The 22309-nt window shown below is 28.6% G+C and carries 23 protein-coding genes and 1 pseudogene; 18 read left to right on the top strand and 6 right to left on the bottom strand.

Going from position 1 to position 22309, the window contains the following annotated elements:
• The first annotated feature begins 10 nt into the window (after positions 1–10).
• Positions 11–544 (top strand): Gx transporter family protein, encoded by a 534-nt coding sequence (locus EJJ37_RS07920; protein WP_133015065.1) that lies wholly within the window; start codon positions 11–13, stop codon positions 542–544.
• A 373-nt stretch (positions 545–917) separates the two neighbouring features.
• Entirely contained in the window at positions 918–1382 is a 465-nt protein-coding gene (locus EJJ37_RS07915) for a hypothetical protein (protein ID WP_133015064.1), read from the top strand.
• A gap of 170 nt (positions 1383–1552) precedes the next feature.
• Here EJJ37_RS07915 and EJJ37_RS07910 read toward each other — a convergent pair whose 3' ends face one another.
• Complete coding sequence (locus tag EJJ37_RS07910) at positions 1553–2416, bottom strand: LysR family transcriptional regulator (RefSeq protein WP_133015063.1); 864 nt, start codon at positions 2414–2416, stop codon at positions 1553–1555.
• Between the two features lie 396 nt (positions 2417–2812).
• Between EJJ37_RS07910 and hemA the strand changes: the two genes are divergently transcribed.
• The 10 genes from hemA to EJJ37_RS07860 all read left to right on the top strand — a co-directional run bounded on the left by hemA (position 2813) and on the right by EJJ37_RS07860 (position 11685).
• Complete coding sequence (hemA, locus tag EJJ37_RS07905) at positions 2813–4015, top strand: glutamyl-tRNA reductase (protein ID WP_133015062.1); 1203 nt, start codon at positions 2813–2815, stop codon at positions 4013–4015.
• Positions 3976–4656 carry an NAD(P)-dependent oxidoreductase gene (locus EJJ37_RS07900; protein WP_133015061.1) on the top strand — a complete coding sequence of 227 codons (681 nt, stop codon included), beginning with the start codon at positions 3976–3978 and terminating at the stop codon, positions 4654–4656. Before hemA ends, EJJ37_RS07900 begins: the two co-directional genes overlap by 40 nt.
• A gap of 3 nt (positions 4657–4659) precedes the next feature.
• Positions 4660–5532, top strand: a complete 873-nt coding sequence (hemC, locus tag EJJ37_RS07895; RefSeq protein ID WP_133015060.1) for a hydroxymethylbilane synthase — start codon at positions 4660–4662, stop codon at positions 5530–5532.
• A gap of 42 nt (positions 5533–5574) precedes the next feature.
• Positions 5575–7053, top strand: coding sequence for a uroporphyrinogen-III C-methyltransferase (cobA, locus tag EJJ37_RS07890; RefSeq protein ID WP_133015059.1), 1479 nt, complete (start codon positions 5575–5577; stop codon positions 7051–7053).
• Complete coding sequence (gene hemB / locus EJJ37_RS07885; RefSeq protein WP_133015058.1) at positions 7046–8017, top strand: porphobilinogen synthase; 972 nt, start codon at positions 7046–7048, stop codon at positions 8015–8017. Before cobA ends, hemB begins: the two co-directional genes overlap by 8 nt.
• A gap of 1 nt (position 8018) precedes the next feature.
• Positions 8019–9293, top strand: a complete 1275-nt coding sequence (hemL, locus tag EJJ37_RS07880) for a glutamate-1-semialdehyde 2,1-aminomutase (RefSeq protein ID WP_133015057.1) — start codon at positions 8019–8021, stop codon at positions 9291–9293.
• 56 nt (positions 9294–9349) lie between these two features.
• Positions 9350–10123, top strand: a complete 774-nt coding sequence (locus tag EJJ37_RS07875; protein ID WP_133015056.1) for a sirohydrochlorin cobaltochelatase — start codon at positions 9350–9352, stop codon at positions 10121–10123.
• 207 nt (positions 10124–10330) lie between these two features.
• Positions 10331–11116 carry a formate/nitrite transporter family protein gene (locus EJJ37_RS07870; RefSeq protein WP_133015055.1) on the top strand — a complete coding sequence of 262 codons (786 nt, stop codon included), beginning with the start codon at positions 10331–10333 and terminating at the stop codon, positions 11114–11116.
• A gap of 174 nt (positions 11117–11290) precedes the next feature.
• Complete coding sequence (locus tag EJJ37_RS07865) at positions 11291–11476, top strand: ferredoxin (protein ID WP_133015054.1); 186 nt, start codon at positions 11291–11293, stop codon at positions 11474–11476.
• A gap of 35 nt (positions 11477–11511) precedes the next feature.
• Positions 11512–11685, top strand: a complete 174-nt coding sequence (locus tag EJJ37_RS07860; RefSeq protein ID WP_133015053.1) for a (2Fe-2S)-binding protein — start codon at positions 11512–11514, stop codon at positions 11683–11685.
• A gap of 52 nt (positions 11686–11737) precedes the next feature.
• Here the strand turns inward: EJJ37_RS07860 and EJJ37_RS07855 are convergent, their stop codons facing one another.
• Positions 11738–12673 (bottom strand): DMT family transporter, encoded by a 936-nt coding sequence (locus EJJ37_RS07855; protein ID WP_133015052.1) that lies wholly within the window; start codon positions 12671–12673, stop codon positions 11738–11740.
• Between the two features lie 111 nt (positions 12674–12784).
• Positions 12785–13810 carry a branched-chain amino acid aminotransferase gene (locus EJJ37_RS07850; protein WP_133015051.1) on the bottom strand — a complete coding sequence of 342 codons (1026 nt, stop codon included), beginning with the start codon at positions 13808–13810 and terminating at the stop codon, positions 12785–12787.
• A gap of 284 nt (positions 13811–14094) precedes the next feature.
• Between EJJ37_RS07850 and EJJ37_RS07845 the strand changes: the two genes are divergently transcribed.
• From EJJ37_RS07845 to EJJ37_RS07825, 5 genes are all read left to right on the top strand, one after another.
• The gene (locus EJJ37_RS07845) at positions 14095–14472 is read left to right on the top strand and encodes a RidA family protein (protein ID WP_133015050.1); all 378 of its coding nucleotides are present in this window, start codon (positions 14095–14097) and stop codon (positions 14470–14472) included.
• A 170-nt stretch (positions 14473–14642) separates the two neighbouring features.
• A complete protein-coding gene (locus EJJ37_RS07840) occupies positions 14643–15695 on the top strand; it encodes an ABC transporter substrate-binding protein (RefSeq protein ID WP_133015049.1) in 1053 nt (350 codons plus the stop codon).
• 130 nt (positions 15696–15825) lie between these two features.
• Positions 15826–16383, top strand: a complete 558-nt coding sequence (locus EJJ37_RS07835) for a DUF3867 domain-containing protein (protein ID WP_166484709.1) — start codon at positions 15826–15828, stop codon at positions 16381–16383.
• A gap of 102 nt (positions 16384–16485) precedes the next feature.
• A complete protein-coding gene (locus EJJ37_RS07830) occupies positions 16486–18042 on the top strand; it encodes an ABC-F family ATP-binding cassette domain-containing protein (protein WP_133015047.1) in 1557 nt (518 codons plus the stop codon).
• 265 nt (positions 18043–18307) lie between these two features.
• Complete coding sequence (locus EJJ37_RS07825; RefSeq protein WP_133015046.1) at positions 18308–19519, top strand: amidohydrolase; 1212 nt, start codon at positions 18308–18310, stop codon at positions 19517–19519.
• A gap of 154 nt (positions 19520–19673) precedes the next feature.
• Here the strand turns inward: EJJ37_RS07825 and EJJ37_RS21125 are convergent, their stop codons facing one another.
• The 3 genes and pseudogenes from EJJ37_RS21125 to EJJ37_RS20825 all read right to left on the bottom strand — a co-directional run bounded on the left by EJJ37_RS21125 (position 19674) and on the right by EJJ37_RS20825 (position 21278).
• The gene (locus tag EJJ37_RS21125; RefSeq protein ID WP_338032258.1) at positions 19674–20663 is read right to left on the bottom strand and encodes a multicopper oxidase family protein; all 990 of its coding nucleotides are present in this window, start codon (positions 20661–20663) and stop codon (positions 19674–19676) included.
• Positions 20664–20693: 30 nt separating this feature from the next.
• Positions 20694–20900, bottom strand: a pseudogene (locus EJJ37_RS21120) (multicopper oxidase domain-containing protein); the annotation flags it as partial.
• An 87-nt stretch (positions 20901–20987) separates the two neighbouring features.
• Positions 20988–21278 (bottom strand): cupredoxin domain-containing protein, encoded by a 291-nt coding sequence (locus tag EJJ37_RS20825; RefSeq protein WP_243124851.1) that lies wholly within the window; start codon positions 21276–21278, stop codon positions 20988–20990.
• A gap of 220 nt (positions 21279–21498) precedes the next feature.
• Here EJJ37_RS20825 and EJJ37_RS07815 point away from each other — a divergent pair, with 220 nt between their 5' ends.
• Entirely contained in the window at positions 21499–22308 is an 810-nt protein-coding gene (locus EJJ37_RS07815; protein ID WP_133015045.1) for a dimethylarginine dimethylaminohydrolase family protein, read from the top strand.
• Position 22309: the final 1 nt, after the last annotated feature.

Below are 22309 nucleotides of genomic sequence, written 5' to 3'. Positions count from 1 at the left end.
AGTGATTAAGATGAAGAAGACAAGCAAAATGGTATATATATCTTTATTAGTTGCACAGGCTTTAGTACTGTCTTTGTTTGAAAGAATGATACCAGTTCCTTTTATAACGCCAGGAGCAAAATTAGGACTAGCTAATATAATTATTGTAATAGGATTGTATACATTGGATAGTTATAAGGAAACATTTTTAGTAATAATTTTAAGAAATATTTTATCAACTATTTTTGGTGGAAATTTATCTTCATTTATGTTTAGTTTTGTTGGATCTATTTTTAGTTTTCTAATAATGGTGGCAATTAAGGAATTATTTAAAGAAAAAGTTTCAATTATTGGGGTAAGTGCTGCAGGTGGTGTATTTCATAATATAGGACAACTTGTAGTTGCATCTTTTATAGTAAAAAATATAGGGGTTACATTATATTTACCAGTATTATCTATGGCAGGGATAGTAACAGGTATATTTGTAGGATTAACGGGAAATATTGTGGTTAGACATTTAAAGAAGTTACCGCAGTTTAAAGAAAGGCAACTTATTAAAAATTAGATATATTTTTAGATGAATTAGTATAATAATTAACAATTAAAAATAAAAAAAAGAAATAAAATGAAATTGTTAAGTTATAAACTTAACAAAAATAATAAAAATACAACCTATTTAATGTAAAAAGAGATATATAATACCAAAAAGTTGATAAAATTTTTTGATTAAAAATTAATATAATTCAAATAAAATGTTAAAAATAAAAAATAAAAGATAATTAAATATAAAAAAACAAGCGTATAAAATGATGAAATAGCAATAAAAATAGATATTTTTTTTATAATAATAAGTAAAGGTTTTTAAAATAAAGTGTTGCTTTTACAAAAAGAATATTGTAGAATAAATACGAATTATTTATTAATAGGGGGATAAACGAATGATAAATAAAAAACTAGTTGCATTAGCAGCGGCTACTATGGTAGTTAGTACTTTATTTGTAGGATGTGGAGGAAGCAAGACAGAAGACGCAGCTACAGAAGGAACATCTACAGAAAATGCTACTGTAAAAACAGTTGAAATACCAGGTGAAGAAGATACTACAATTGTAGAATTAACTTTAGAAAATGGAACTCCAGTAGCTGTAAATATCGATACTAAAAATGCTGATGGAACAATGAAATCAGAAGCTTCAGCTTCAGGTGCATATGACATGAAAAATGACGGTAAGAAATGGCATGAACAAATCGATTTATTAGAAGAAGCAATTGTTGAAAATAATTTCGATTTAAGCAAAATCAACATAACTGATGAAGCTGGACACACAGATGCAGTATCAGGTGTTTCAATAAAAGTTAAAGGATATGTTGATGCAGTTCAAGAAGCTTTAGATCAAGTTAAATAATTAAATTTATTATTTTAAGATTTAAAGGTTTTATGAAGGTGAATTCATTAATTTGAATTCACCTTTTATTATTAATGAGAAGATATAAGTAATAAATACATAAAGTATAAAAGCTATACTATTATAGAAGAAATAGTATAGCTTTTATGTTAAGCATAGATTATGATAAGTTAATTATCACCTAAAAATGGAGTTTTAAAATTACGAATTAATGTTAACAGTTTACCTTTTAAAACTTTATTAATATCATTTTTATAAGTTAAATATAAGTTATAAGTAATATTATCTAATTCAGGTAGAGGTATTTCCTTTAAAATACCTTGTTTTAATTCGTTTTCAACACATATTTTAGGTAAAATAGATATAGATGGACCTATTAGTAAACAGCTTAAAATAGTATGAAGTGAATCTGTTTTTATTATTACATTATTTAAATCAATAAAATCATTAATTTTATTTTCTATATCAATATCATCCTTTAGTAATAAAAAAGGTAACTTATTAAAATTAGTTGATTTACATGATGGATTGCAGACGCAAACTAATTTATCAGTACCTAATAAATATGAAGTACAATCAGGATCGGTTAATTTTGTTGATGTAATTGAAATATCACAAATATTATTAATTAAATTACTATGTATTTTTTTTTGTGTTTGATAATTAATATCATAAAAAAAGTTATTAGTTTTTCCAGATGATTTAGATAAAAATTTAGATAAAATATAATAACCTGATAAACAAGTTGTTTCAATAATTAAACTATTTTTTTGAGAATGAATTTTATCTAACTCTTCTATAAGTCTATTGTAAGTAGATAATATTTCATTTGCATAATCATTTATTATTTTTCCTTCTTCTGTTAACTCAACACCTTTATTACTTCTAATTAGAGCAGTAACACCTAATTTTTCCTCCATTTTAGATAGTTGTTGGCTTAATGCAGATTGAGATATATGAGAAGCAGCAGCAACTTTAGATATACTTTTTAATGTTGCTACATTATGAAATAGTCTCAAAGATTCTAGATTCATATAAATACCTCCAGTAATAGATATATATAGTAAAATAACGTTTATGAGTCTATATAAAAATATATAATTATTTATATAAGGGCGAAATTATATTTTAACATAAATTATACAATAATAAATAGTATAATTAAATATCTATATATAAAATATATTTGCAAATGTTAAAAAGATGAAATAAAATGTAGAAAAAAGAAAAAGATACTAATTAAATTGGTAAAATTATATATAAATTAAAAAATATTATATTAATCATTAAAAATTTTAATGATGTAAAAATAATGATTAAAACCGTATTTAGTATTATAATAAAAAAGTTAAGAAGCCTTGTTTTCTTAATTTTTTTGTTAAGATAATTAGTATATTATAAAAATAATATCTTAGAAATGTGGTGATTAAGTGTTAGGTCTTATAGGAATAAGAAAAAATGTTGATATAAAAATAAGAGAAAGACTAGCTATTACATTAAGTAGACAATCTAAGGCAATAAAAGAATTAAATAAAGTATACGAAGAAGTAGTAATAATAAGTACATGTAATAGAACAGAGATTTATCTTTCGGGTTGCTTAGGAAGTGAAGATGAAATAAGAATGATATTCGAAATATTAGATTGGGATATTTCACTTTTAGAGTATACTTTTTATCTTGGAGGAGCAGATGTAGCTAAGCATTTATTAGAAGTAGTTTGTGGTTTTCATTCTAAGATATTAGGAGAAGATCAAATATTAGGTCAAGTTAAATTAGCATATGAATTAAGTTTAGAACATAAGACTATACATACAAAGCTTTTAAGGTTATTTGAAGAAGCGATAAGTTGTGGTAAAAAGTTTAGAACAGAAAGTAAATTATATGAAATACCAGTATCAGCATCATCAATTGCAGTAAATAAAGTTGAAGAGTTTGGTGCAAAGAGTGTTATGGTAGTAGGATATGGAGCAATAGGTAGCTTAGTTGTTAAGTATGCGTTAGGTAGTAAGTTTAACAAAGTATTTATTGTTGTAAGAAATAAGGCAAAGGTATCAGATTTAAAGGATGAAAGAGTTGAGGTCTTAGATTTTAATGAATATAAAGAGATTATTAATGATGTAGATGCAGTTATAAGTTGTACGGCATCGCCACATATTGTTATAAAAGGTGACTATATAAATAATGAAGGAAAAGAAATTATTCTAATTGACTTAGCACTTCCTAGAGATATTGATGAAGGATTATCTGAAAATAAAAGAGTAACTTTATTAGATATAGATACTATAAGTAAGTTAGATGATAACAATAAGAAGTTAAGAAATGAAAAAATGAATGAGTATAAGTTTTTAGTTGATGAATACTTAAATGAATACAAAAATTGGTTAAATATTAGAGAAGTTACATATTATATACATGAAATGAAAACTAAGGGGAATAGTGTTGTAGAAAGTAGGGTTAAATCTTTTGAACACAAATGTAAAGATAAAAGAGATATTGATTTAGCTACAACTTTAATAAAAAGTACATCAGATTATTATATAAACAGAGCTATAAAGTTATTAAAAGAAGAAAAGTTAAAAGGACGTGAAGAGGAATGTCTGAATATTCTAAAGCAAATCTTCATGGAGAATTAAGTTATGCACCTATAACTCTTTTTGGAGAAAAACTTAAAATTGGAGTAATAGGGGCAGGGCGAGGTGCATTAATTAAAGTAAGAAACTTTTATAATAAAGGTAGTGAAATAGAAGTTTTAGCATTAAATTTTTTAGAAGATTTTTATAAATTTAATGGGGATAAAGTAAAGCTAATAAAGGGAAATTATAATAAGGATTTTATATTAGATAAGCATTTGATAATAATTGCTATTGATGATGAGGTTGTAATTAATGAAATAAAAAATGATTGTGAAAAATTATGTAAAATTTATATAAATTCATCAAAGTTTAAGGAAGGAATGGGAGTAATACCTGTTACAAGAGAAAGTAAGTTTATTACTGTAGCAGTTAATACTAAAGTAGGGAATCCTAGAGGATCAGTAATGGTTGCGGAATCTATTACTGAATCTTTGCAAGAATTTGATGAATATATAAGATTAACAGGACAAATAAGAAATTCTTTAATTTTAGATAAAGAAATTAAGGATAATTTATTAAAATTTATAAACACAAGTGATTGTAAATTTTTTTATACTAAAAATAAAATTTTTCAAGTATTTAAATTATTTTATGATGAAGATTTAGTTAGGAAGATAAAATCTCTAAGGAAGGAAGAGTAATATATGGAATTAGTTTTAGCAACTAGAAAAAGTTTACTAGCTCAAACTCAGACTGAAACAGTTATGAAGTTATTAAAAGATAAAGTTAATATGGATAGTAAAAAACTATTAGTAGTAACTGAGGGAGATAAGAGGTTAGATGTAACACTAGATAAAATAGGTGGTAAAGGTCTATTTACAAAGGATATAGAAATAGCTTTACTAGATGGTAGAGCACACGCTGCAGTACATTCAATGAAAGACGTTCCATATGAAATGGGAGAAGAATTTGAATTAATAGCAATGCCAGAGAGAGAGGATGTAAGGGATGTACTTGTCTGTCAGAATGGAGAAACATTAGGTGAGTTAAGAAAGGGAGCAATAATAGGAACTAGTAGTATAAGAAGAGCAGCTCAGTTAAAAGCTTTAAGAGAAGATATAAATATTGTTCCTATTAGAGGAAATGTTGGTACAAGACTTGAAAAAATGAAAAATGAGGGTATGGATGGAATTATATTAGCTGCTGCAGGATTAAAAAGGTTGGGGATGGAGGATATAATTAGTGATTACTTAAATCCAGATATATTTGTGCCAGCTGTATCTCAAGGAGCATTAGGAATAGAATGTTTAAAAGATGGGGCATATAATAATTATTTTAAGAGTTTGGATAATATAGATGTAAGAATAGCTGTAGAAGCTGAAAGAAGCTTTATGAGGGAATTAAATGGTGGTTGTCATAGCTTAATTGGAGCGTATGCAAGACTTCAAGGAAGTGATATATATATAGTAGGAACTTATGAAGTTAATGGTATAATAGTAAAAAAAGATATTTTAGGAAATAAAGAAGAGTACGTTGAATTAGGTAAAAAACTAGCTCAAAAAATTTTGAAAGCTTAAAGAAAAAGTACATAAGGAGTATGAAGAAGGTAGGCGTTAATTATGAATGGAAAAGCTTATATAATAGGAACTGGACCAGGTGATGAAGAATTATTAACAGTTAAGGCTGTTAAAGTATTAGAAAAGTGTACAGCAGTACTTTATGATAGATTAGTTTCTAACAATATTTTAAATTATTTAAATGAAGATTGCTTAGTGTATTATTGTGGAAAAGAGCCTGGAGCTCACTATAAAACACAAGAAGAAATAAATAATATGTTAGTTAAATTAGTTAAAGAAGGACATATAGTTGGGAGAGTAAAAGGGGGAGACCCTTATGTTTTTGGAAGAGGTGGAGAAGAAGTATTATCACTTGTTGAAGAAAATTTAGACTTTGAGGTAATACCAGGAGTAACTTCCCCAATATCTGTATTAAATTATGCGGGTATTCCAATAACTCAAAGAGCTATAGCACAAAGTTTTCATATTGTAACTGGAATGACAAGTGCAAGTGAAAAAATAAATTGGGAGGCCTTAGCAAAAGAAAATGGAACTCTTGTTTTCATGATGGGACTTGAAAATATAGAGAGAATAGTAACTAATTTAATTACTAATGGAAAAGAAAAATCAACACCAGCAGCAGTAGTAATGAGAGGAACTTCATCTAAACAAAGAAAAGTAATTGGAACTTTAGAAAATATTTCAGAAAAGGTAAGAGAAGCAGGACTTAAATCACCATGCATAATTGTTGTGGGTGAAGTTGTAGAATTAAATGATAAGCTATCATGGTATGAAAAGAAACCACTATTTGGAACTAATATATGTATAACTAGATCAAGAGAACAAAGTTCTAGTTTGAAGAGTTCTTTAAAGGATTTAGGTGCAGAAGTAACAGAAATAAATTCAATAAAAATTAGGCCAACTAAAGAAAATTTAAAACCGTATTTAGAGAAACTTTCTAATTATGATCATATTCTTTTAACATCGGTAAATGGAGTAAATAATTTCTTTGATTATTTAATAGAAGAAAATTATGATATTAGAAATTTAAAAGCTAAATTTTCTGTAATTGGAAAAGCTACTAAAAAGGCATTAGTTAAAAGAGGAATAGTTCCTTTTATAATGGCAAGAGAATTTGTTGGAGAAGGATTATTTAAAGTTTTAGCGCCTCATTTAGTTAAAGGAGAAAAAGTTTTAATTCCTTGTTCATCAAGTAGCAGAAGTTATTTAGTTGATGAAATAAGCAAATTAGGGTTATATGTAGATAGAGTACATACTTATGATACTATATGTGGAACATTAAAAAATAAAAGAGTATTTGATGAAGTTGATTATGTATTATTTACAAGTCCAAGTACTGTAATCAATATGATTGATATGTTAGGTTTAGAAGCTATAAAAGAAAAGAAGCTTATTGCTATAGGACCACAAACAGCCAAGGCTATAAAGGAAAGAAATATGGAATGTTTTATTTGTAAAAAGCATTCTGAAGAGGGATTCCTTAAGGAAATAATTGAGTTTAAGGAGGCAGAAAATGTTTAGAAGAGGTAGAAGATTAAGAGCAAATTCAGCAATAAGAAGCTTAGTAAGAGAAAATTCTTTAAGTGTAGATGATTTTATTTATCCTGTATTTGTAGTTGAAGGTAAAGATATAAAAAGAGAGATTAGTTCTTTAAAAGGGAATTATCACTGGTCAGTTGATAGATTAGAAGAGTTAGTTGATGAATTAAATGAAGCCAAAATTAAATCAGTAATATTATTTGGAATTCCTGAACATAAAGATTGCGTAGGAAGCGAAGCTTATAATGAAAATGGAATAGTTCAAAAAGCAATAAGAAGACTAAGGGAATTAAGTCCAGAATTATATATAATAACTGATGTCTGTATGTGTGAGTATACAGATCATGGACATTGTGGAATATTAAATGATCATGATGTAAATAATGATAAGACTTTAGTATATTTAGGAGAAATAGCTTTATCACATGCTAAGGCAGGAGCTGATATGGTTGCTCCTTCAGATATGATGGATGGAAGAATAGCGTATATAAGAAATGTTTTAGATGAAAATGGATATGAAAACTTACCTATAATGAGTTATGCTGCTAAGTATTCATCAGCATTTTATGGACCATTTAGAGAAGCAGCAGGTTCAGCACCGAGCTTTGGGGATAGAAAAAGCTATCAAATGGATCCAGCAAACTCTAGAGAAGCAATGGCTGAAATAGAAGCCGATTTAAATGAAGGTGCAGATATAATAATGGTTAAACCTGCAATGTCTTATCTTGATATAGTAAGAGAGGCTAGAGATAAAATAAATGTACCTATATGTGTATATAATGTTAGTGGAGAATACGCTATGGTAAAAAATGCAGGAGAAGCAGGATTAATAAATGAAAAATTAGTAGCCCTTGAAATGCTTCTATCAATGAAAAGAGCTGGTGCTAAAATGATAATAACTTATTATGCATTAGAAGCAGCAAAGTGGCTTAAGGAGGAAGAGTAATATGTCTAATCAAGAAATTTTTGATGAATCTAAAAAATACATGCCAGGTGGAGTTAATTCACCAGTAAGAGCTTATAGAGATATGGGTATAGATCCTCCAGTTATGAAGTCAGGAAAAGGCGTAATAATAAAAGATGAAGATGGAAATGAGTATATAGATTTTGTTTTAGCATGGGGACCAATGTTATTAGGGCATTGTAATGAAGAAGTTGTAACTGCTATTAAAGAGATTTCTGAAAGTGCTATAGCTTTTGGGGCACCAACAGAATTAGAATTACAAATGAGTAGATTCTTATGTGAGGAAATGGATAACGTTGAAATGGTTAGATTTGTTAACTCAGGTACAGAAGCTACAATGAGTGCAATAAAGCTTGCTAGAGGATATACAGGAAAAAATAAAATAATAAAATTTGCCGGATGTTATCATGGACATTTTGATGGTTTCTTAGTTGAGGCAGGATCAGGAGTATTAACTGAAGGGATAGCTGGATGTTTAGGAATACCTAATGATAGTATAAAAAATACTTTAGTTGGTGTTTATAATGATATGGAGCAAGTAAGAAGATTATTCGAAGCTTATGGTGATGATATTGCAGCTGTTATAATTGAGCCAGTAGCTGGTAATATGGGAGTTGTAAAAGCAGAAGATCAGTTTATGGAAACTCTAAGAGTATTATGTGATGAGTATGGTTCATTATTAATATTTGATGAGGTTATGAGTGGTTTCAGAGTTGCATATAAGGGAGCTCAAAGTTTATTTAATGTAAAACCAGATTTAATTACTTATGCCAAAATAATAGGTGGAGGACTTCCATGTGGAGTATATGGTGGAAGACGTGAGATAATGGAAAAATTATCACCACTAGGTGGAGTATATCAAGCAGGAACTATGTCAGGAAATCCAGTAGTAATGGCTGCAGGAATATCAACACTTAATATAATTAAAGAAAATCAAGAAATATATGATCATATAAATAAAATAGGTGAAAAACTGCAAAAGGGAATTGAAGAAATTGCTAGAGAAAAAGGAATAAATTTAACAGTAAATAGAGTTGGTGGAATGATGACAGTATTCTTTACTGATAGAAATCCAGTAAGAAGCTATGATGATGCAAAAAGTTGCGATCTAGAAATGTTTAAAAAATACTTCTTGCATATGCTAAATAACGGATTTAACATACCACAATCTCAATTTGAATCAATGTTTTTAAGTGCCGTTCATACAGAGGAGCATATTGATAAATTCTTAGAAGCATTTAGAAAGTTTGAAGCTTAGTGAATAAAGACTACACTTGTTACTTGAAACTTGTCACTAAATATCGGGGGTGTTTTATGAGTAAAGCAATAGTTTTGGCGGCCTTTGGTAGTGCAGATTTAGATGGTATTAAAAAAAGTATAGGCCTTTTAGAAAAAGATTTAAATAGTTATTTTGGCAAAGAATATATAGTAGTTAAATCTTTTACATCTAATAAAATCATTGATCTTCTAAAGGAAAGACATGATTATGTTGTGCCTCATTTAAGTAAAGTACTTTTTAATTTAGTTAATCAAGGTTATGAAGAGGTAATTATACAACCTCTTCATATAATGAGTGGAAGAGATAAAAAGCAAATTGAAGAAATAGTAGATGAGTATAAATATTCAATGGAAAAGTTAGTAATTAGTAAATCACTATTTACTGATGATGATAACTTAAATAAAGAAAGTTATGAGATTGGAAATGTAATTTGTAAAAACATAGGAAACAACGATATTTTATTAATAGGTCACGGATCAAAAAGAAGCTCTAATAAGCTATATGATGTAATAGAAGAGGCTGTTAGAGATATTACTCATAAAAATGTTTATATGGCAACTCTAGAAGGTGAAAAAACGATAGATGCTGTTATTGAGAACTTAGTTAATGATAAAGTTAAGAATTTAATAGTAAAACCATTATTTATAATTCCAGGTAAACATGTTATTTCTGATATATCTACTGGAGATGGATCTTGGATGAATATGTTAAGAGAAAAAAATATTAATGTTACTATCAATGAAAATTCTCTTTTGCAATATGAAGGTATAAGAAAACTATATATAAAAAATATTAATAATGTTATTTAAAAAATAAACAGTAGTTAATATAATTATTAAATTTAAGGATTCTTTTTAGAATCCTTTTATTTATTTAAAAAGTAAACCTTTATTATTGATACTTTGATGTAATTTTAAATAATTGGATTTTTTGTTTGAAAAATGTATATAAAAGTTGTATTATATATAATTGTGATAAAAAAAATACAAAGATTAATATTAGGTAGAGGTGTAGGTATGTACAAGAGAGAAATTGATAATTTAACACACTCTGCAGAAGTTAAAATTGGGTTATTTAACAAAAGTATAGCTAAATATTTAACATCTGCATTCCTAGGAAGCTTTTTTGTAAGCTTAGGAATTATGTTAATTTATACAATAGGTGGAACAATGCATCATGCAGGCGTTGAAACGTACAAAATATTAATGGGAGCAAGTTTTGGTGTTGCTTTAACATTAGTATTTATGTGTGGTGGTGATTTATTTACTAGTAATGCAATGATAATGACTATAGGAGCTTTAGAAAAGAAAGTAACTTGGTTAGATGCAATTAAAATATGGGTTGCAGTTTGGATTGGTAACTTAATAGGTGGTGTTGTAGGGGCATTCCTATATGTACAAGCTGGTCTTGCAAGTGGTAAGAGTGAATATATTGGAGAATTTATAGTAAATAATGTTGCTACGAAGATGAATACACCAGCAATGGAGTTATTCTTAAGAGGTTTATTATGTAATGTTTTAGTTTGTCTTGCTACTTGGATGGCATATAAATTAAAAGAAGAAACTGCTAAGATCTTAATGATATGGTGGTGTTTATTTACATTTATAACTGCTGGATTTGAACATAGTGTTGCTAATATGGGATTCCTTACTATGGGATTATTATTACCTCACGGAGCTGATGTTACTATTATGGGAATGGCTCATAATTTACTTTGGGTTTCACTAGGAAACTTTATAGGTGGAGTATTATTCGTTGGTTTACCATATTACTTCATAACAAAAGAAAAGAAAAATGCTTAATATATATAAGGGAACTGCTTAATTGTAGTTCCTTTTTTATATATTTAATAAAAAAAATTTTATTTAAAATTTAAAGTTGAGTAAAATAGTATGAAATAAATATTGACAAATAATCATTATTAGAAGATAATAGTTGTAGGAAAATAATATCATTTAAACGGAGGATGAGATAAGATGAAAGCATTTGTTGATGAAAATGTATGTATAAGCTGTGGATTATGTGAAGGAGTATGTCCAGACGTATTTTCACTTGATACAGGAGTTGCAGTTGCTACTGAAGAAGTTGCAGCAGAATTCGAAGATGGTGCAAGAGAAGCTTGCGATGGATGTCCTGTACAAGCTATTTCTATAGAAGAATAATTAATCTAGAGCACTAAAACAAAGGAGATAAAGTTATGTCAAAAGTATGTTTATGTAGAGGAATAACAGAAGAGCAAATTGTTGAAGCTGTAAAAAATGGAGCAACTTCTTTTGAAGAAGTTAAGGAAGAAACTGGTGCAGGTGCTGGTGGATGCCGTGGTGGAAGATGTAAGTGCAACATCGAAATGATAATAGAAAAAAATAAATAATTTAAAAATAATAAGGTAGAAGTATAATATTTTATGCTTCTACCTTATTTTATTACTCAGAAAATAAGCTATTTAATATCATACCAACAATAACTAATATAACACCAATATATCCAATGAATGTTGGAAAAGTTGTTTTCAATATTAAAATTTCACCAAGAAGTGTAAAAATAACTTCGCCAGATTGAGTTGCTTCAATGACAGCTAGCTGATGAGGATTACCTTTAACAATTTCTGTTGCTTTGAAGAATAAAGTTGTGGCTATTACTCCGGAAAATAATGCTACTAAAAATGATTGAAGTACTTGAGAATCAGAAGGTAAACCAACAGTTGTTATTCCAAAGATAGATAAGAAAATCCAAAAAGGTAGGCTACATAAAGTCATACCAAAGACCCTTTGGAAAGTATTTAATTCATTATTACAAACTTCCATCATTTTACGATTACCTAATGGATATGCGAAAGCTGCAATTATTACTGGTATTATTCCAAGTAAAACTTGGGAAATAGAAATAGTAGTTGCTTGTTGAAGTTGAATTAAAAATACACCTATTAATATTATTATTGAGAAATACAAGGCTTTTTTAGGTATTGAATTTCTTTTGTGCGCTATATAGTTTGTCCCTTTAGTTACGGTAAAAAATAATGGAGATAAAAGAGCACCAGCTATAATAGTTATTTGCCATGTACTTGCAACCATCCAAGAAGCTCCATAGGTTGAGGCAAAGCTAAGGGGTGCATAAAATAATCCAAAACCAATAGTGCTCCAAAGGAACCAAGATGAAGGATCATTTTTGATTGCAAGAAAAACAGGTTTAACTTCTTTTTTCAATGCAACTATTATAAATAAAATAGGAAACATAAATAAGTATCTAAGGGATGCGCTCCATATCCAGCTACCACCAGAAATATTCATTTGGCTATTTAGTATAAAAGTAAATGAAAAGAAAAATGCAGCTAATAAGCCAAGTGAAAAAGCTTTTTTCATAGTAAGTCCTCCTAAAAATTTCATTTGTTAATATGAGTTTATTGTATAGATACAAATATATTAATTAAAAAATGGACAAATTCTATTAGAAAATGTCCATTTAAAATTCAATTATTTAACTTTATAAATCCATCCTTCTGGAGCTTCAATATCTCCAAATTGAATTCCACAAAGAATTCTATAAAGTTCTTTAGTGATTGGTCCAACTTCTGTTTCGCTATAGAATACATGAAGCTCTCCTTTATACTCAATACCACCAATAGGAGTAATAACAGCAGCAGTACCACAAGCACCAGCTTCTTTAAATTCATCAAGAGAATCTATTGGAACTTTTCTTTCATATACTGGCATATTTAAATATTTTTCTGCAATTTCCATTAATGAATATTTAGTTATACTTGGTAATACTGATGGAGACTTAGGAGTAACAAACTCATTGTTCTTTGTAATTCCAAAGAAGTTTGCAGCACCAACTTCCTCAATATATGTTCTAGTAGCTGGATCTAAGTATATACAATCAGCAAAACCTCTATCTGCAGCTATTTTATGCGGTTGCATTGAAGCTGCATAGTTACCACCAACTTTTTGTCCACCAGTTCCATGAGGAGCTGCTCTATCATAATCTGCAATCATAAAGTTGCAAGGTTCCATTCCATTTTTAAAGTATGCTCCAACAGGAACGCAAAATACACAGAATATATATTCTGGTGCAGGTTTAACACCTATATTATCACCAACTCCAATAACAAATGGTCTTAAATATAAAGTACCACCTGTACCATATGGAGGTACATAATGTTCATTTGCTTTAACAACTTGCATACAAGCATCTATAAATTTTTCTTCAGGAATTTCAGGCATAAGTAGCTTATTAAGACTATCATTAAGTCTTGAAGCATTTCTATTAGGCCTAAAAAGTTGAATATCTCCATTTTTAGTTCTGTAAGCTTTTAAGCCTTCAAAGCATTGTTGACCGTAGTGAAGAGCACAAGAAGCTTCGCTTATGCTAAGCATATTATCTTCAGTTAAGTGTCCTTCATCCCAACTTCCATTCTTCCAAGTAGAGATATAACGAAAATCTGTTTTAATGTAACTAAACCCCAAGTTACTCCAATCGATGTTTACTTTTTTAGTCATTTAAATCGCCCCTTTAAATTTAAAATTAAGATTTAAGATTAGCTTTATTAAAAAATATACTTATGATATAGTTAATAATAAATATTTAATATGTAAGCTAAAAATTTAAGCTTAGTTTCTTAATTATTTATTTTACCACTAATAATAAGAATCTTAAATAAGAAAAATGAAAAATATAACAAAAAAATATATAAGGTACAAAAAAATTCCAAAGTATAGTATAATATTTATTAAATGGTAAAAACCATTGGTATATTATATTTATTTTTTTAGGAGGTAAAAAAATGAAAAGAGAGGTTATTAACACTAAAAATGCGCCAGGAGCAATAGGACCATATTCACAAGGAATTATAGTTGGAGATTTTGTTTATACATCAGGACAACTTCCAATAAATCCTGCTACTGGAGTTCTGGAGACAGATATAAAGGTTGCAACTAAACAATCAATGGAAAATGTTAAAGCAATTTTAGAAGAAGCAGGAACATCTTTAGAAAATGTAGTTAAGACAAGCATTTTCTTAAAGGATTTAAATGATTTTGCTGCTGTTAATGAAGTTTATGGAACATATTTCACTGAGAACCCACCAGCAAGAAGTTGTGTTCAAGTGGCAAAATTACCTAAGGATGCAGTTATAGAAATAGAAGTTATAGCTACTAAATAGTATTAAAAAATAATAATTATTAATAAAAAAGCCGAAAAGGCTTTTTTATTTTCTCAAAATATAGTAAATTATATATTTGTAGGATAGAATTATGGGCTAAATATTGCTATATATGTATTAATATGATTGCAAATGTGCAATTATAACATTTAATGAAAGGAGACTACTTTATGAAAAAAAATAAGTTAAGGTTAATAGCTGTAGCTTTATCTACTTTATTTATTGCAAATACATTTGTTTCTTGTAATAAAAAAAAGTATGATGTAACTATTAATTTTTTAAATTGGGGAGAAAATATAGCTGAAGGACTTATAGATGAGTTTGAAGAGAAATATAATATAGGTGTTAATGAAATCTTTGTTGATGATAATGAAGCTATGTATCAAGAACTTATTTCAGGAAAGACACAATATGATGTAGCTGTACCAGGAGATTATATGGTTGAAAGACTTATAGCTGAAGATAGATTAGAAAAGCTAGATAAGGACAAGATACCTAATTGGACTCAACTTTCAGAAGATAATTTAAATAGACCATTTGATCCAGGAAATGTTTATTCACTTCCATACATGAATGGAACTATAGGAATTGTATATAATACAGATATAATAAAAGAAGATATAGATAGTTGGAAGGCAATGTGGAATCCAGAATATAAAGATGAAATATTTGTTCTTGATTCACAAAGAGATGCTATAGGAATGGCACTTAAAATGTTAGGATATCCTTTGAATAGTACAGATACAGCGCAGCTTGAAGAAGCAAAGCAAGCATTAATAGAACAGAAAGAATTAGGAACTATTTATGGTGCAGATAATGTTAAGGATTTAATGATATCAGGAGAGAGGGCTATAGCTATGATATGGTCAGGGGAAGGGCTTAACTTAGCTGATGAATATGACTATTTAGAATATGTTGTACCAAAAGAAGGAGCAAACTTCTGGATAGATTCATTAGTAATACCTAAAGGAACTGAAAATAAGGAAGCGGCAGAAACATTTATTAATTTCTTGTGTGATAAAGATAGTGCATATAGAATAGCCGAGGAAATAGGATATACAACACCTAACAAAGAAGCTATGGAGGAGCAACCAGCTGATGTTAGAAATAACCCTGGAGCTTATATGCCAGAAGAAATAATGGATAAATGTGAGGGCTATAAATATTTAACTCAAGATCAACTTAAATTATATGATGATATTTGGATGCAAGTAAAAGGATAATGATAATTATAGTTGATATTGTTATATAAATTGTTATATGGTAGAAGAATTGTAATAATACTTTAGTAGAAAAACAAAAAGTTTTAGTATATAATACTTATAAAAGGAAATGAGCTTAGGAGGAGAGAATATGGATAAAATAATTGACTTTAATGAGCTTAAAAATAGAGTTAATGATAAAGATGTAGATCAATTTGAATCATATATTTATTCTTTATATTATAAGATGGCTGAAGGCAAGATAAATATGTCTGAGTTTTCTAAAGAGTTAGGTGAATATATGGAGAAAAACAACCTTTCTCCAGATAAATTCTTAAAGATGCAAACAAAGCTTATGGAGAGATATGGAATAGATGCTTCTGGTTTTGAAGAGCAATTAAAGTCATTAGGATTAGAAAATATATCGACAAATCCAGCAGATTATGAAAAAGCACGTAGAACTCTAAGTTTTCAAGAAAAATATAAAAGCAGACTTAAAGTTAAGGGTGCAACTGAATATAGTATAAATAATGACAAGAATAATCTTACTATTTTATTAGATGCCCATAATGTTATTCTAAAAAGTGAGGGATCAATTGATCTTACAGATAACGAGTTAAATGAATTTTTATGTTCATATAAAAAGACTGTAGACAATGATTTACTTAAGATTTCAATTTGTGAAAATGTAAAGGAATATGATTACTAAAAATAGAAACAAATTTCTATTTATTTTGACTTAAATTAATGTATAATAAATAAGGTGTGATGTATTAATCACTCCTTATTTTTTTGCTAACGGAGGATAATAATGAGCGTTTTAACAGTTAAAAATATAAGCCATGGATTTGGTGACAGAGCAATATTTGAAGATGTATCATTTAGATTACTTAAGGGAGAACATGTAGGTTTAATTGGAGCTAATGGTGAAGGTAAATCTACATTTATGAATATAATAACAAGTAAGTTAATGCCTGATGAAGGAAAGGTTATTTGGAGTAATAAAGTTAGAGTTGGTTATATGGATCAACATGCTGAACTTGAAAAAGGATTAACTATAAGAGATGCACTTAGAAGTGCATTTAAATACCTATTTGACATGGAAGCTGAGATGAATGAGCTTTATGGAAGAATGGGTGAAATGAATGAAGATGAAATGAATAAAGCGTTAGAAAGAACAGCTGTTATTCAAGATATGTTAGATAATAATGGATTTTATGTTATAGATGCTAAGGCTGAAGAAGTTGCTAAGGGGTTAGGACTTTTAGATGTAGGTTTAGATAGAGATGTTACTGAACTAAGTGGTGGTCAAAGAACAAAAGTTTTATTAGGTAAGCTTTTACTTGAAAATCCTGATATTCTTTTATTAGACGAGCCTACTAACTATTTAGATGAAGCTCATATTGAATGGTTAAAGAGATTCTTACAATCTTATGAAAATGCATTTATTTTAATTTCACATGATATTCCATTCTTAAACTCAGTTATTAACTTAATTTATCATGTGGAAAATAAAAAGCTTACTAGATATGTTGGAGATTATTATGAATTCCAAAGAATCTATGAGGCTAATAAGGCTCAATTAGAAGCAGCATATGAAAGACAACAACAAGAAGTTGCTCAACTTAAAGATTTCGTTGCTAGAAATAAAGCAAGAGTTGCAACTAGTGGTATGGCAAAGGCTAGACAAAAGAAGCTAGATAAGATGGAAATGATTGAACTTGCTGCAGAAAAACCAAAGCCAGAGTTTAATTTCTTAAAGGGAAGAACTTCAGGTAAGGTTATATTTGAAACTAAGGATTTAGTAATTGGATATAATGAGCCATTAACTAAGCCACTTAATCTTTATATGGAAAGAGGGCAAAAAATTGCTTTAGTTGGAGCTAATGGTCTTGGTAAGACTACACTTCTTAAGAGTTTAATGGGATTAATTCCTTCATTAGGTGGAGAAGTTAGCTTAGGAGAATATCAACAAATTGGTTATTTTGAGCAAGAAATTAAGGAAGCTAATTATAATACTTGTATTGAAGAGGTTTGGGAAAAGTTCCCTTCTAAGACTCAATATGAAGTAAGATCAGCTCTTGCTAAATGTGGTTTAACAACTAAGCATATTGAAAGTAAGGTATGCGTATTAAGTGGGGGAGAGCAAGCTAAGGTTAGATTATGTAAGCTTATTAATGAAGAAACAAATATTTTAATCCTAGATGAGCCTACTAACCATTTAGATGTTGAAGCTAAGGATGAGCTTAAGAGAGCTTTAAAAGAGTATAAGGGAAGTATATTGCTTGTTTGCCATGAGCCTGAGTTCTATAAGGATGTTGTAACAGATATTTGGAATTGTGAGGATTGGACAACAAAAGTTGTATAGTGAAATTTTAAAAGAGTTAGTTATTATACTAACTCTTTTTTTAGTATAAATAAGAAAATGATAAAGGTAGCTATCAGAAAATATTGATGTGATTTAATACAGAAGATTGTATTTAATAAATTAAATACAAATATATAATTAATTCTATAGCTATATTATGTTTTGTATAATTATGGTAAGCTAGTATTAGTGTTTTATAATTAAAGCAAATCTAAACTATATAAAATTAGTTTGATAATAATAAAATAAAAAGGGGCAGATACAAATGAGTTGGATAAAAAATATATTACTTGAAGTGGGTAGAGAAGAGATTTCTAAAAATGATATTATAACAAAAACAAAGAAGGTTTCTTTATGTATAGAAGATGGAATTATAAAAGAAATTGCAGATGATGTTCCAGAAAATGCTGAAGAGGTTATAGATGCAAAAGGATATTTAGCAGTGCCATCTTTGGTAGATAATCATATTCATTTAGATAAAGGGCACTATGGTGGAAAGTGGAAAGCGGTTGTCCCTATGAATAATGTAGCTGAAAGAATTGTAGAAGAGCAAGGATTTTTAAAAGATTTTTTATTAGAAACACCAAAAAAGGCACAAGCTTTAATTGACTTAATTACAAGTAATGGAGCAACTTTTTTACGTGTTCATGTAAATGTTGATCCTACTATTGAGTTAGATAATCTTAATATCATAAAAGAAGTTCTAGAAAACAATAAACATAAGCTAGATTATGAAATTGTGGTTTTCCCACAACATGGAACACTTACTACTGAATATAAAGGCTTATTAACGAAAGCATTAGAAGATGATAAGGTTAAAGTTATAGGAGCTTTAGATCCAGCAACCATTGATTATGATATTGAAAAATCTTTAAAAACTACTTTTGATTTAGCTAAAAAATATAATAAAGAAATAGATATTCATTTACATGATAGAGGTACTTTAGGTATTTATGAAATTAATCGTATAATTGATTATACAGTAAGTTCAAATTTACAAGGAAAAGTGCAGATCAGTCATGGACTAGCATTAGGAGATATTTCTAATAATGAATTAGACACTATTGCTAAAAGGTTAAAGGAAGCAAAGATTACTATTAATACAACTGCTCCAATTGATACAAAAGCATTGTCTATTCCAATATTACAAAGCCATGGCATAAGTGTAAATGTTGTAAATGACAATATAAATGATCACTGGAGTCCTTTTGGTACAGGTGACTTAATTCAACGTGTAAGTCGTGCAGCAGAAATATTTTCTATGTGTGATGAAGTGTCACTATCAGAAGCTTTGGGATTAGTGACAAATGGTATAACTCCACTTGACAAAGAAGGTAAGCAAGTGTGGCCAAAGGTTGGAGATAAAGCAAATATATTATTTGTAAAAGCAGAATCATCTGCTCATTTAGTAGCAAGAGTTTGTCCTGAGAGAGTTATTTTATTTAAAGGTAGATTTGTTTCAGGAGAATTTAGATAAAATATAAAAAATCAAATTCAAGAAGATTTAGCTTATGAACAAATGAGTTAGCAAACCGTTTGACGTGCGAGTAGCACAGCCAGCAACAGAGCTTTATAGACGTAGAGCAAACCACCCGTTTGACGGGTGGTCCTGATTTATATCACATTTCAAATTATTTAGCGATAAAGGAATTATCTACAACTTTCATAGGTCTCATCATATCATGATCTTCATGTTCAAGAAAGTGGCAGTGCCATACATATTCACCAGGGAAACCAGTAAAATGAACAATAAATTTTGTTACTTTTCCAGCTTCAGCATTAACTGTATCTTTAAATCCCCTTTCATAATCTTTGGGTTCTTCAATATCTCCAGTTGGTACAATTATACCAGTCTTATTATAAATATCTACATCAAAAGGTGTTCTGCTTATTAATTTAAATTGAATTAGGTGAAGGTGTATAGGATGATCAATATTTAGATCGCTAAAAGTGTTGATTATATTCCAAACTTCAATAGTATCAAGTTCAGGCTTTTCAGAAACTGGGTCAGACCACATTTTATTATCTATCATAAGCATTGGTCTTCCGAAGTGGTCTAAAGCAGGGATTAAAGGTATAAATCTTTCAATTTTAGCTGCTGATTCATCTAATTCTGGAACATGACGAAGAGTTTTTGGAATAGTGCTTGTATCTTCACATTTTAAAGCTTTAGTAACTCTAAATTGCATAATAACTCCGGTATTGGAGTCTGCATCGACGTTTGTATTTACTAAGTTAAAAGTAGAACCTTCATACTTAGAAAAGTCTACAATTACATCTATTCTTTCAGCAGGATCAAGAACAAAGGAACTTAAAGTTACAGGAGCTTCAATAAAACCACCATCAGTGCCTATTTGAGAAAATTCTGCATTATTATCAAAGCTAAAGTTATATACTCGTCTATTAGAACCATTTAAAATTCTAAATCTATATTTACGTGGTTCAACTTCAAGATAAGGCCAGACTTTTCCGTTAACTACAATGGTATTCCCTAAAAATGCTAGAGGAATAGAAGGGGTGAAATCTACAAAAGGTGAAGAATCAGGATAAAATAAAGAACCATCACTATTGAAAGATTTATCTTGTATTAATAGTGGAATTTCATAATCACCCTTTGGCAAATTTAATCTTTCTTCTAAGGAATCTCTTAGTATATAAAATCCAGCCAGTCCAGCGTAAACATTTAATCTTGTTACTCCCATAGCATGGTCATGGTACCACATAGTTAATCCAGGCTGATGATTAGTATATTCATATATTTTTCTTGTAAATTTAGAACCAGTTATTTTGTAATCAGCAGTATACCATGCTTCTGGATGACCATCACTTTCCCATGCAACTTTTGCACCATGAAGATGAACTACTGTTCTTACTTCAGGATCATCTTGGGTTCCGTGAAGAGTAGTATCAAAAGGTAAAAAGTGCTTGTCAGGAAGATTGTTAGCCTATTCAACATATACAGGAATATCTTTGAAAGCTTCAATAGTTGGACCTGGATATAATCCATTGTATCCCCAAATATAAGTCTCAGGGAAATCAGAATGAAATTTGTGATAGCTTTCTTTCATTGTTATTTTATAATGATTTGATTTATTTTTACAATTTAGATTATCACAGCCGCAATTATTAATAGGCTTAGCTGTTACTGGAATTGGAAGTTCATCTGCAAATTTTTTAATACTGTCAGCATTAGATGGATCTACTTTAGTTTTAGAACAGTCATTATCATATAACATAGTTTTCCCTCCTAAAATGTTTTTATAAGATAATATATGTAAAGCATTTTCTACTTGTGATAAAAGAAAAATACAATATTACATAATAAGTAGGTATATTATCAAGAGATTGGTAGGAAGTATATTAACAAGGTGGGTAGTTATTTTTTAATTTTAAGAATACATTTTTTATATGATATAAGAAAAACTAAAATATAAATATATAAAAGGAGCATGATGAATGAAAATACATATAAATAATGGATGTGATAAATTAAAATCTTGTTTACTATGTTATCCAGCTAATTATAGAATAACTAATAAATCAAATAAACATTATAATAAAGTAGATTATAATTTAGCACTTAATCAATATAATAAATACATAAATTATTTAATTGAAAATAATGTAAAAGTTATATTTATCGATATTACCAAATCTTCAAAACAAGTGTATATAAAAGATGTAGCCTTTGTAATAGAAAATGTTTTATTTATAAGTAAAATGTCATTAAAGGAAAGGAAAGTGGAGATTGAGCCTATAAAAAAATTAGCTTTAGAAGAAAAGCTTGATTATTACATTATGCAAAATAATATAGAAGGTGGAGATGTAGTTGTTGGAGATAAAATTATTTTTGTAGGAGTAAGTAGTAGAACAAATTTAAATGCTATTGAAGAATTGAAAAAAGTATTAATTTTTAAGGGAATAAAAAAAGAAGTTATATCAATTAATTTTGATAATAGTATGTTACATTTAGATTGTGTTTTTAGTTTAATAGGGAAAGAATCTGCCTTAGTATCTCCATATGTTTATGATAAAGAAGTTGTTGAAAAATATATAAAAAATATAATAGATGTAACTAAAGAAGAAGCTGATAATTTTGCTACTAATATTGTTTATTTAGGAGATAAAAAGTTGGTTACAAGTAATATAAGTATAGGTAATAAGTTAAAGAGATTAGGGTATGATGTTAAAATTTTAGATTATACAGAAATAGTTAAAGGTGAGGGGAGTGTTGATTGCAGTACATTAGATTTGTTGAGAGAATAAT

It is taken from the genome of Clostridium cuniculi, assembly GCF_004353185.1.
Taxonomy (GTDB): domain Bacteria; phylum Bacillota; class Clostridia; order Clostridiales; family Clostridiaceae; genus Clostridium; species Clostridium cuniculi.
The sequence above is the reverse complement of the archived record's forward strand: the minus strand, read 5'-3'. Positions and strand labels throughout refer to the sequence as shown.

What these genes read in the sequence shown, in the direction of transcription:
- EJJ37_RS07920 (WP_133015065.1), top strand. Translation starts at nt 11, where the DNA reads ATGAAGAAGACAAGCAAAATGGTATATATATCTTTATTAGTTGCACAG.
- EJJ37_RS07915 (WP_133015064.1), top strand. Translation starts at nt 918, where the DNA reads ATGATAAATAAAAAACTAGTTGCATTAGCAGCGGCTACTATGGTAGTT.
- EJJ37_RS07910 (WP_133015063.1), bottom strand. Translation starts at nt 2,416, where the DNA reads ATGAATCTAGAATCTTTGAGACTATTTCATAATGTAGCAACATTAAAA.
- EJJ37_RS07900 (WP_133015061.1), top strand. Translation starts at nt 3,976, where the DNA reads ATGTCTGAATATTCTAAAGCAAATCTTCATGGAGAATTAAGTTATGCA.
- hemC (WP_133015060.1), top strand. Translation starts at nt 4,660, where the DNA reads ATGGAATTAGTTTTAGCAACTAGAAAAAGTTTACTAGCTCAAACTCAG.
- cobA (WP_133015059.1), top strand. Translation starts at nt 5,575, where the DNA reads ATGAATGGAAAAGCTTATATAATAGGAACTGGACCAGGTGATGAAGAA.
- hemB (WP_133015058.1), top strand. Translation starts at nt 7,046, where the DNA reads ATGTTTAGAAGAGGTAGAAGATTAAGAGCAAATTCAGCAATAAGAAGC.
- hemL (WP_133015057.1), top strand. Translation starts at nt 8,019, where the DNA reads ATGTCTAATCAAGAAATTTTTGATGAATCTAAAAAATACATGCCAGGT.
- EJJ37_RS07875 (WP_133015056.1), top strand. Translation starts at nt 9,350, where the DNA reads ATGAGTAAAGCAATAGTTTTGGCGGCCTTTGGTAGTGCAGATTTAGAT.
- EJJ37_RS07870 (WP_133015055.1), top strand. Translation starts at nt 10,331, where the DNA reads ATGTACAAGAGAGAAATTGATAATTTAACACACTCTGCAGAAGTTAAA.
- EJJ37_RS07865 (WP_133015054.1), top strand. Translation starts at nt 11,291, where the DNA reads ATGAAAGCATTTGTTGATGAAAATGTATGTATAAGCTGTGGATTATGT.
- EJJ37_RS07860 (WP_133015053.1), top strand. Translation starts at nt 11,512, where the DNA reads ATGTCAAAAGTATGTTTATGTAGAGGAATAACAGAAGAGCAAATTGTT.
- EJJ37_RS07855 (WP_133015052.1), bottom strand. Translation starts at nt 12,673, where the DNA reads ATGAAAAAAGCTTTTTCACTTGGCTTATTAGCTGCATTTTTCTTTTCA.
- EJJ37_RS07850 (WP_133015051.1), bottom strand. Translation starts at nt 13,810, where the DNA reads ATGACTAAAAAAGTAAACATCGATTGGAGTAACTTGGGGTTTAGTTAC.
- EJJ37_RS07845 (WP_133015050.1), top strand. Translation starts at nt 14,095, where the DNA reads ATGAAAAGAGAGGTTATTAACACTAAAAATGCGCCAGGAGCAATAGGA.
- EJJ37_RS07840 (WP_133015049.1), top strand. Translation starts at nt 14,643, where the DNA reads ATGAAAAAAAATAAGTTAAGGTTAATAGCTGTAGCTTTATCTACTTTA.
- EJJ37_RS07835 (WP_166484709.1), top strand. Translation starts at nt 15,826, where the DNA reads ATGGATAAAATAATTGACTTTAATGAGCTTAAAAATAGAGTTAATGAT.
- EJJ37_RS07830 (WP_133015047.1), top strand. Translation starts at nt 16,486, where the DNA reads ATGAGCGTTTTAACAGTTAAAAATATAAGCCATGGATTTGGTGACAGA.
- EJJ37_RS07825 (WP_133015046.1), top strand. Translation starts at nt 18,308, where the DNA reads ATGAGTTGGATAAAAAATATATTACTTGAAGTGGGTAGAGAAGAGATT.
- EJJ37_RS20825 (WP_243124851.1), bottom strand. Translation starts at nt 21,278, where the DNA reads ATGTTATATGATAATGACTGTTCTAAAACTAAAGTAGATCCATCTAAT.
- EJJ37_RS07815 (WP_133015045.1), top strand. Translation starts at nt 21,499, where the DNA reads ATGAAAATACATATAAATAATGGATGTGATAAATTAAAATCTTGTTTA.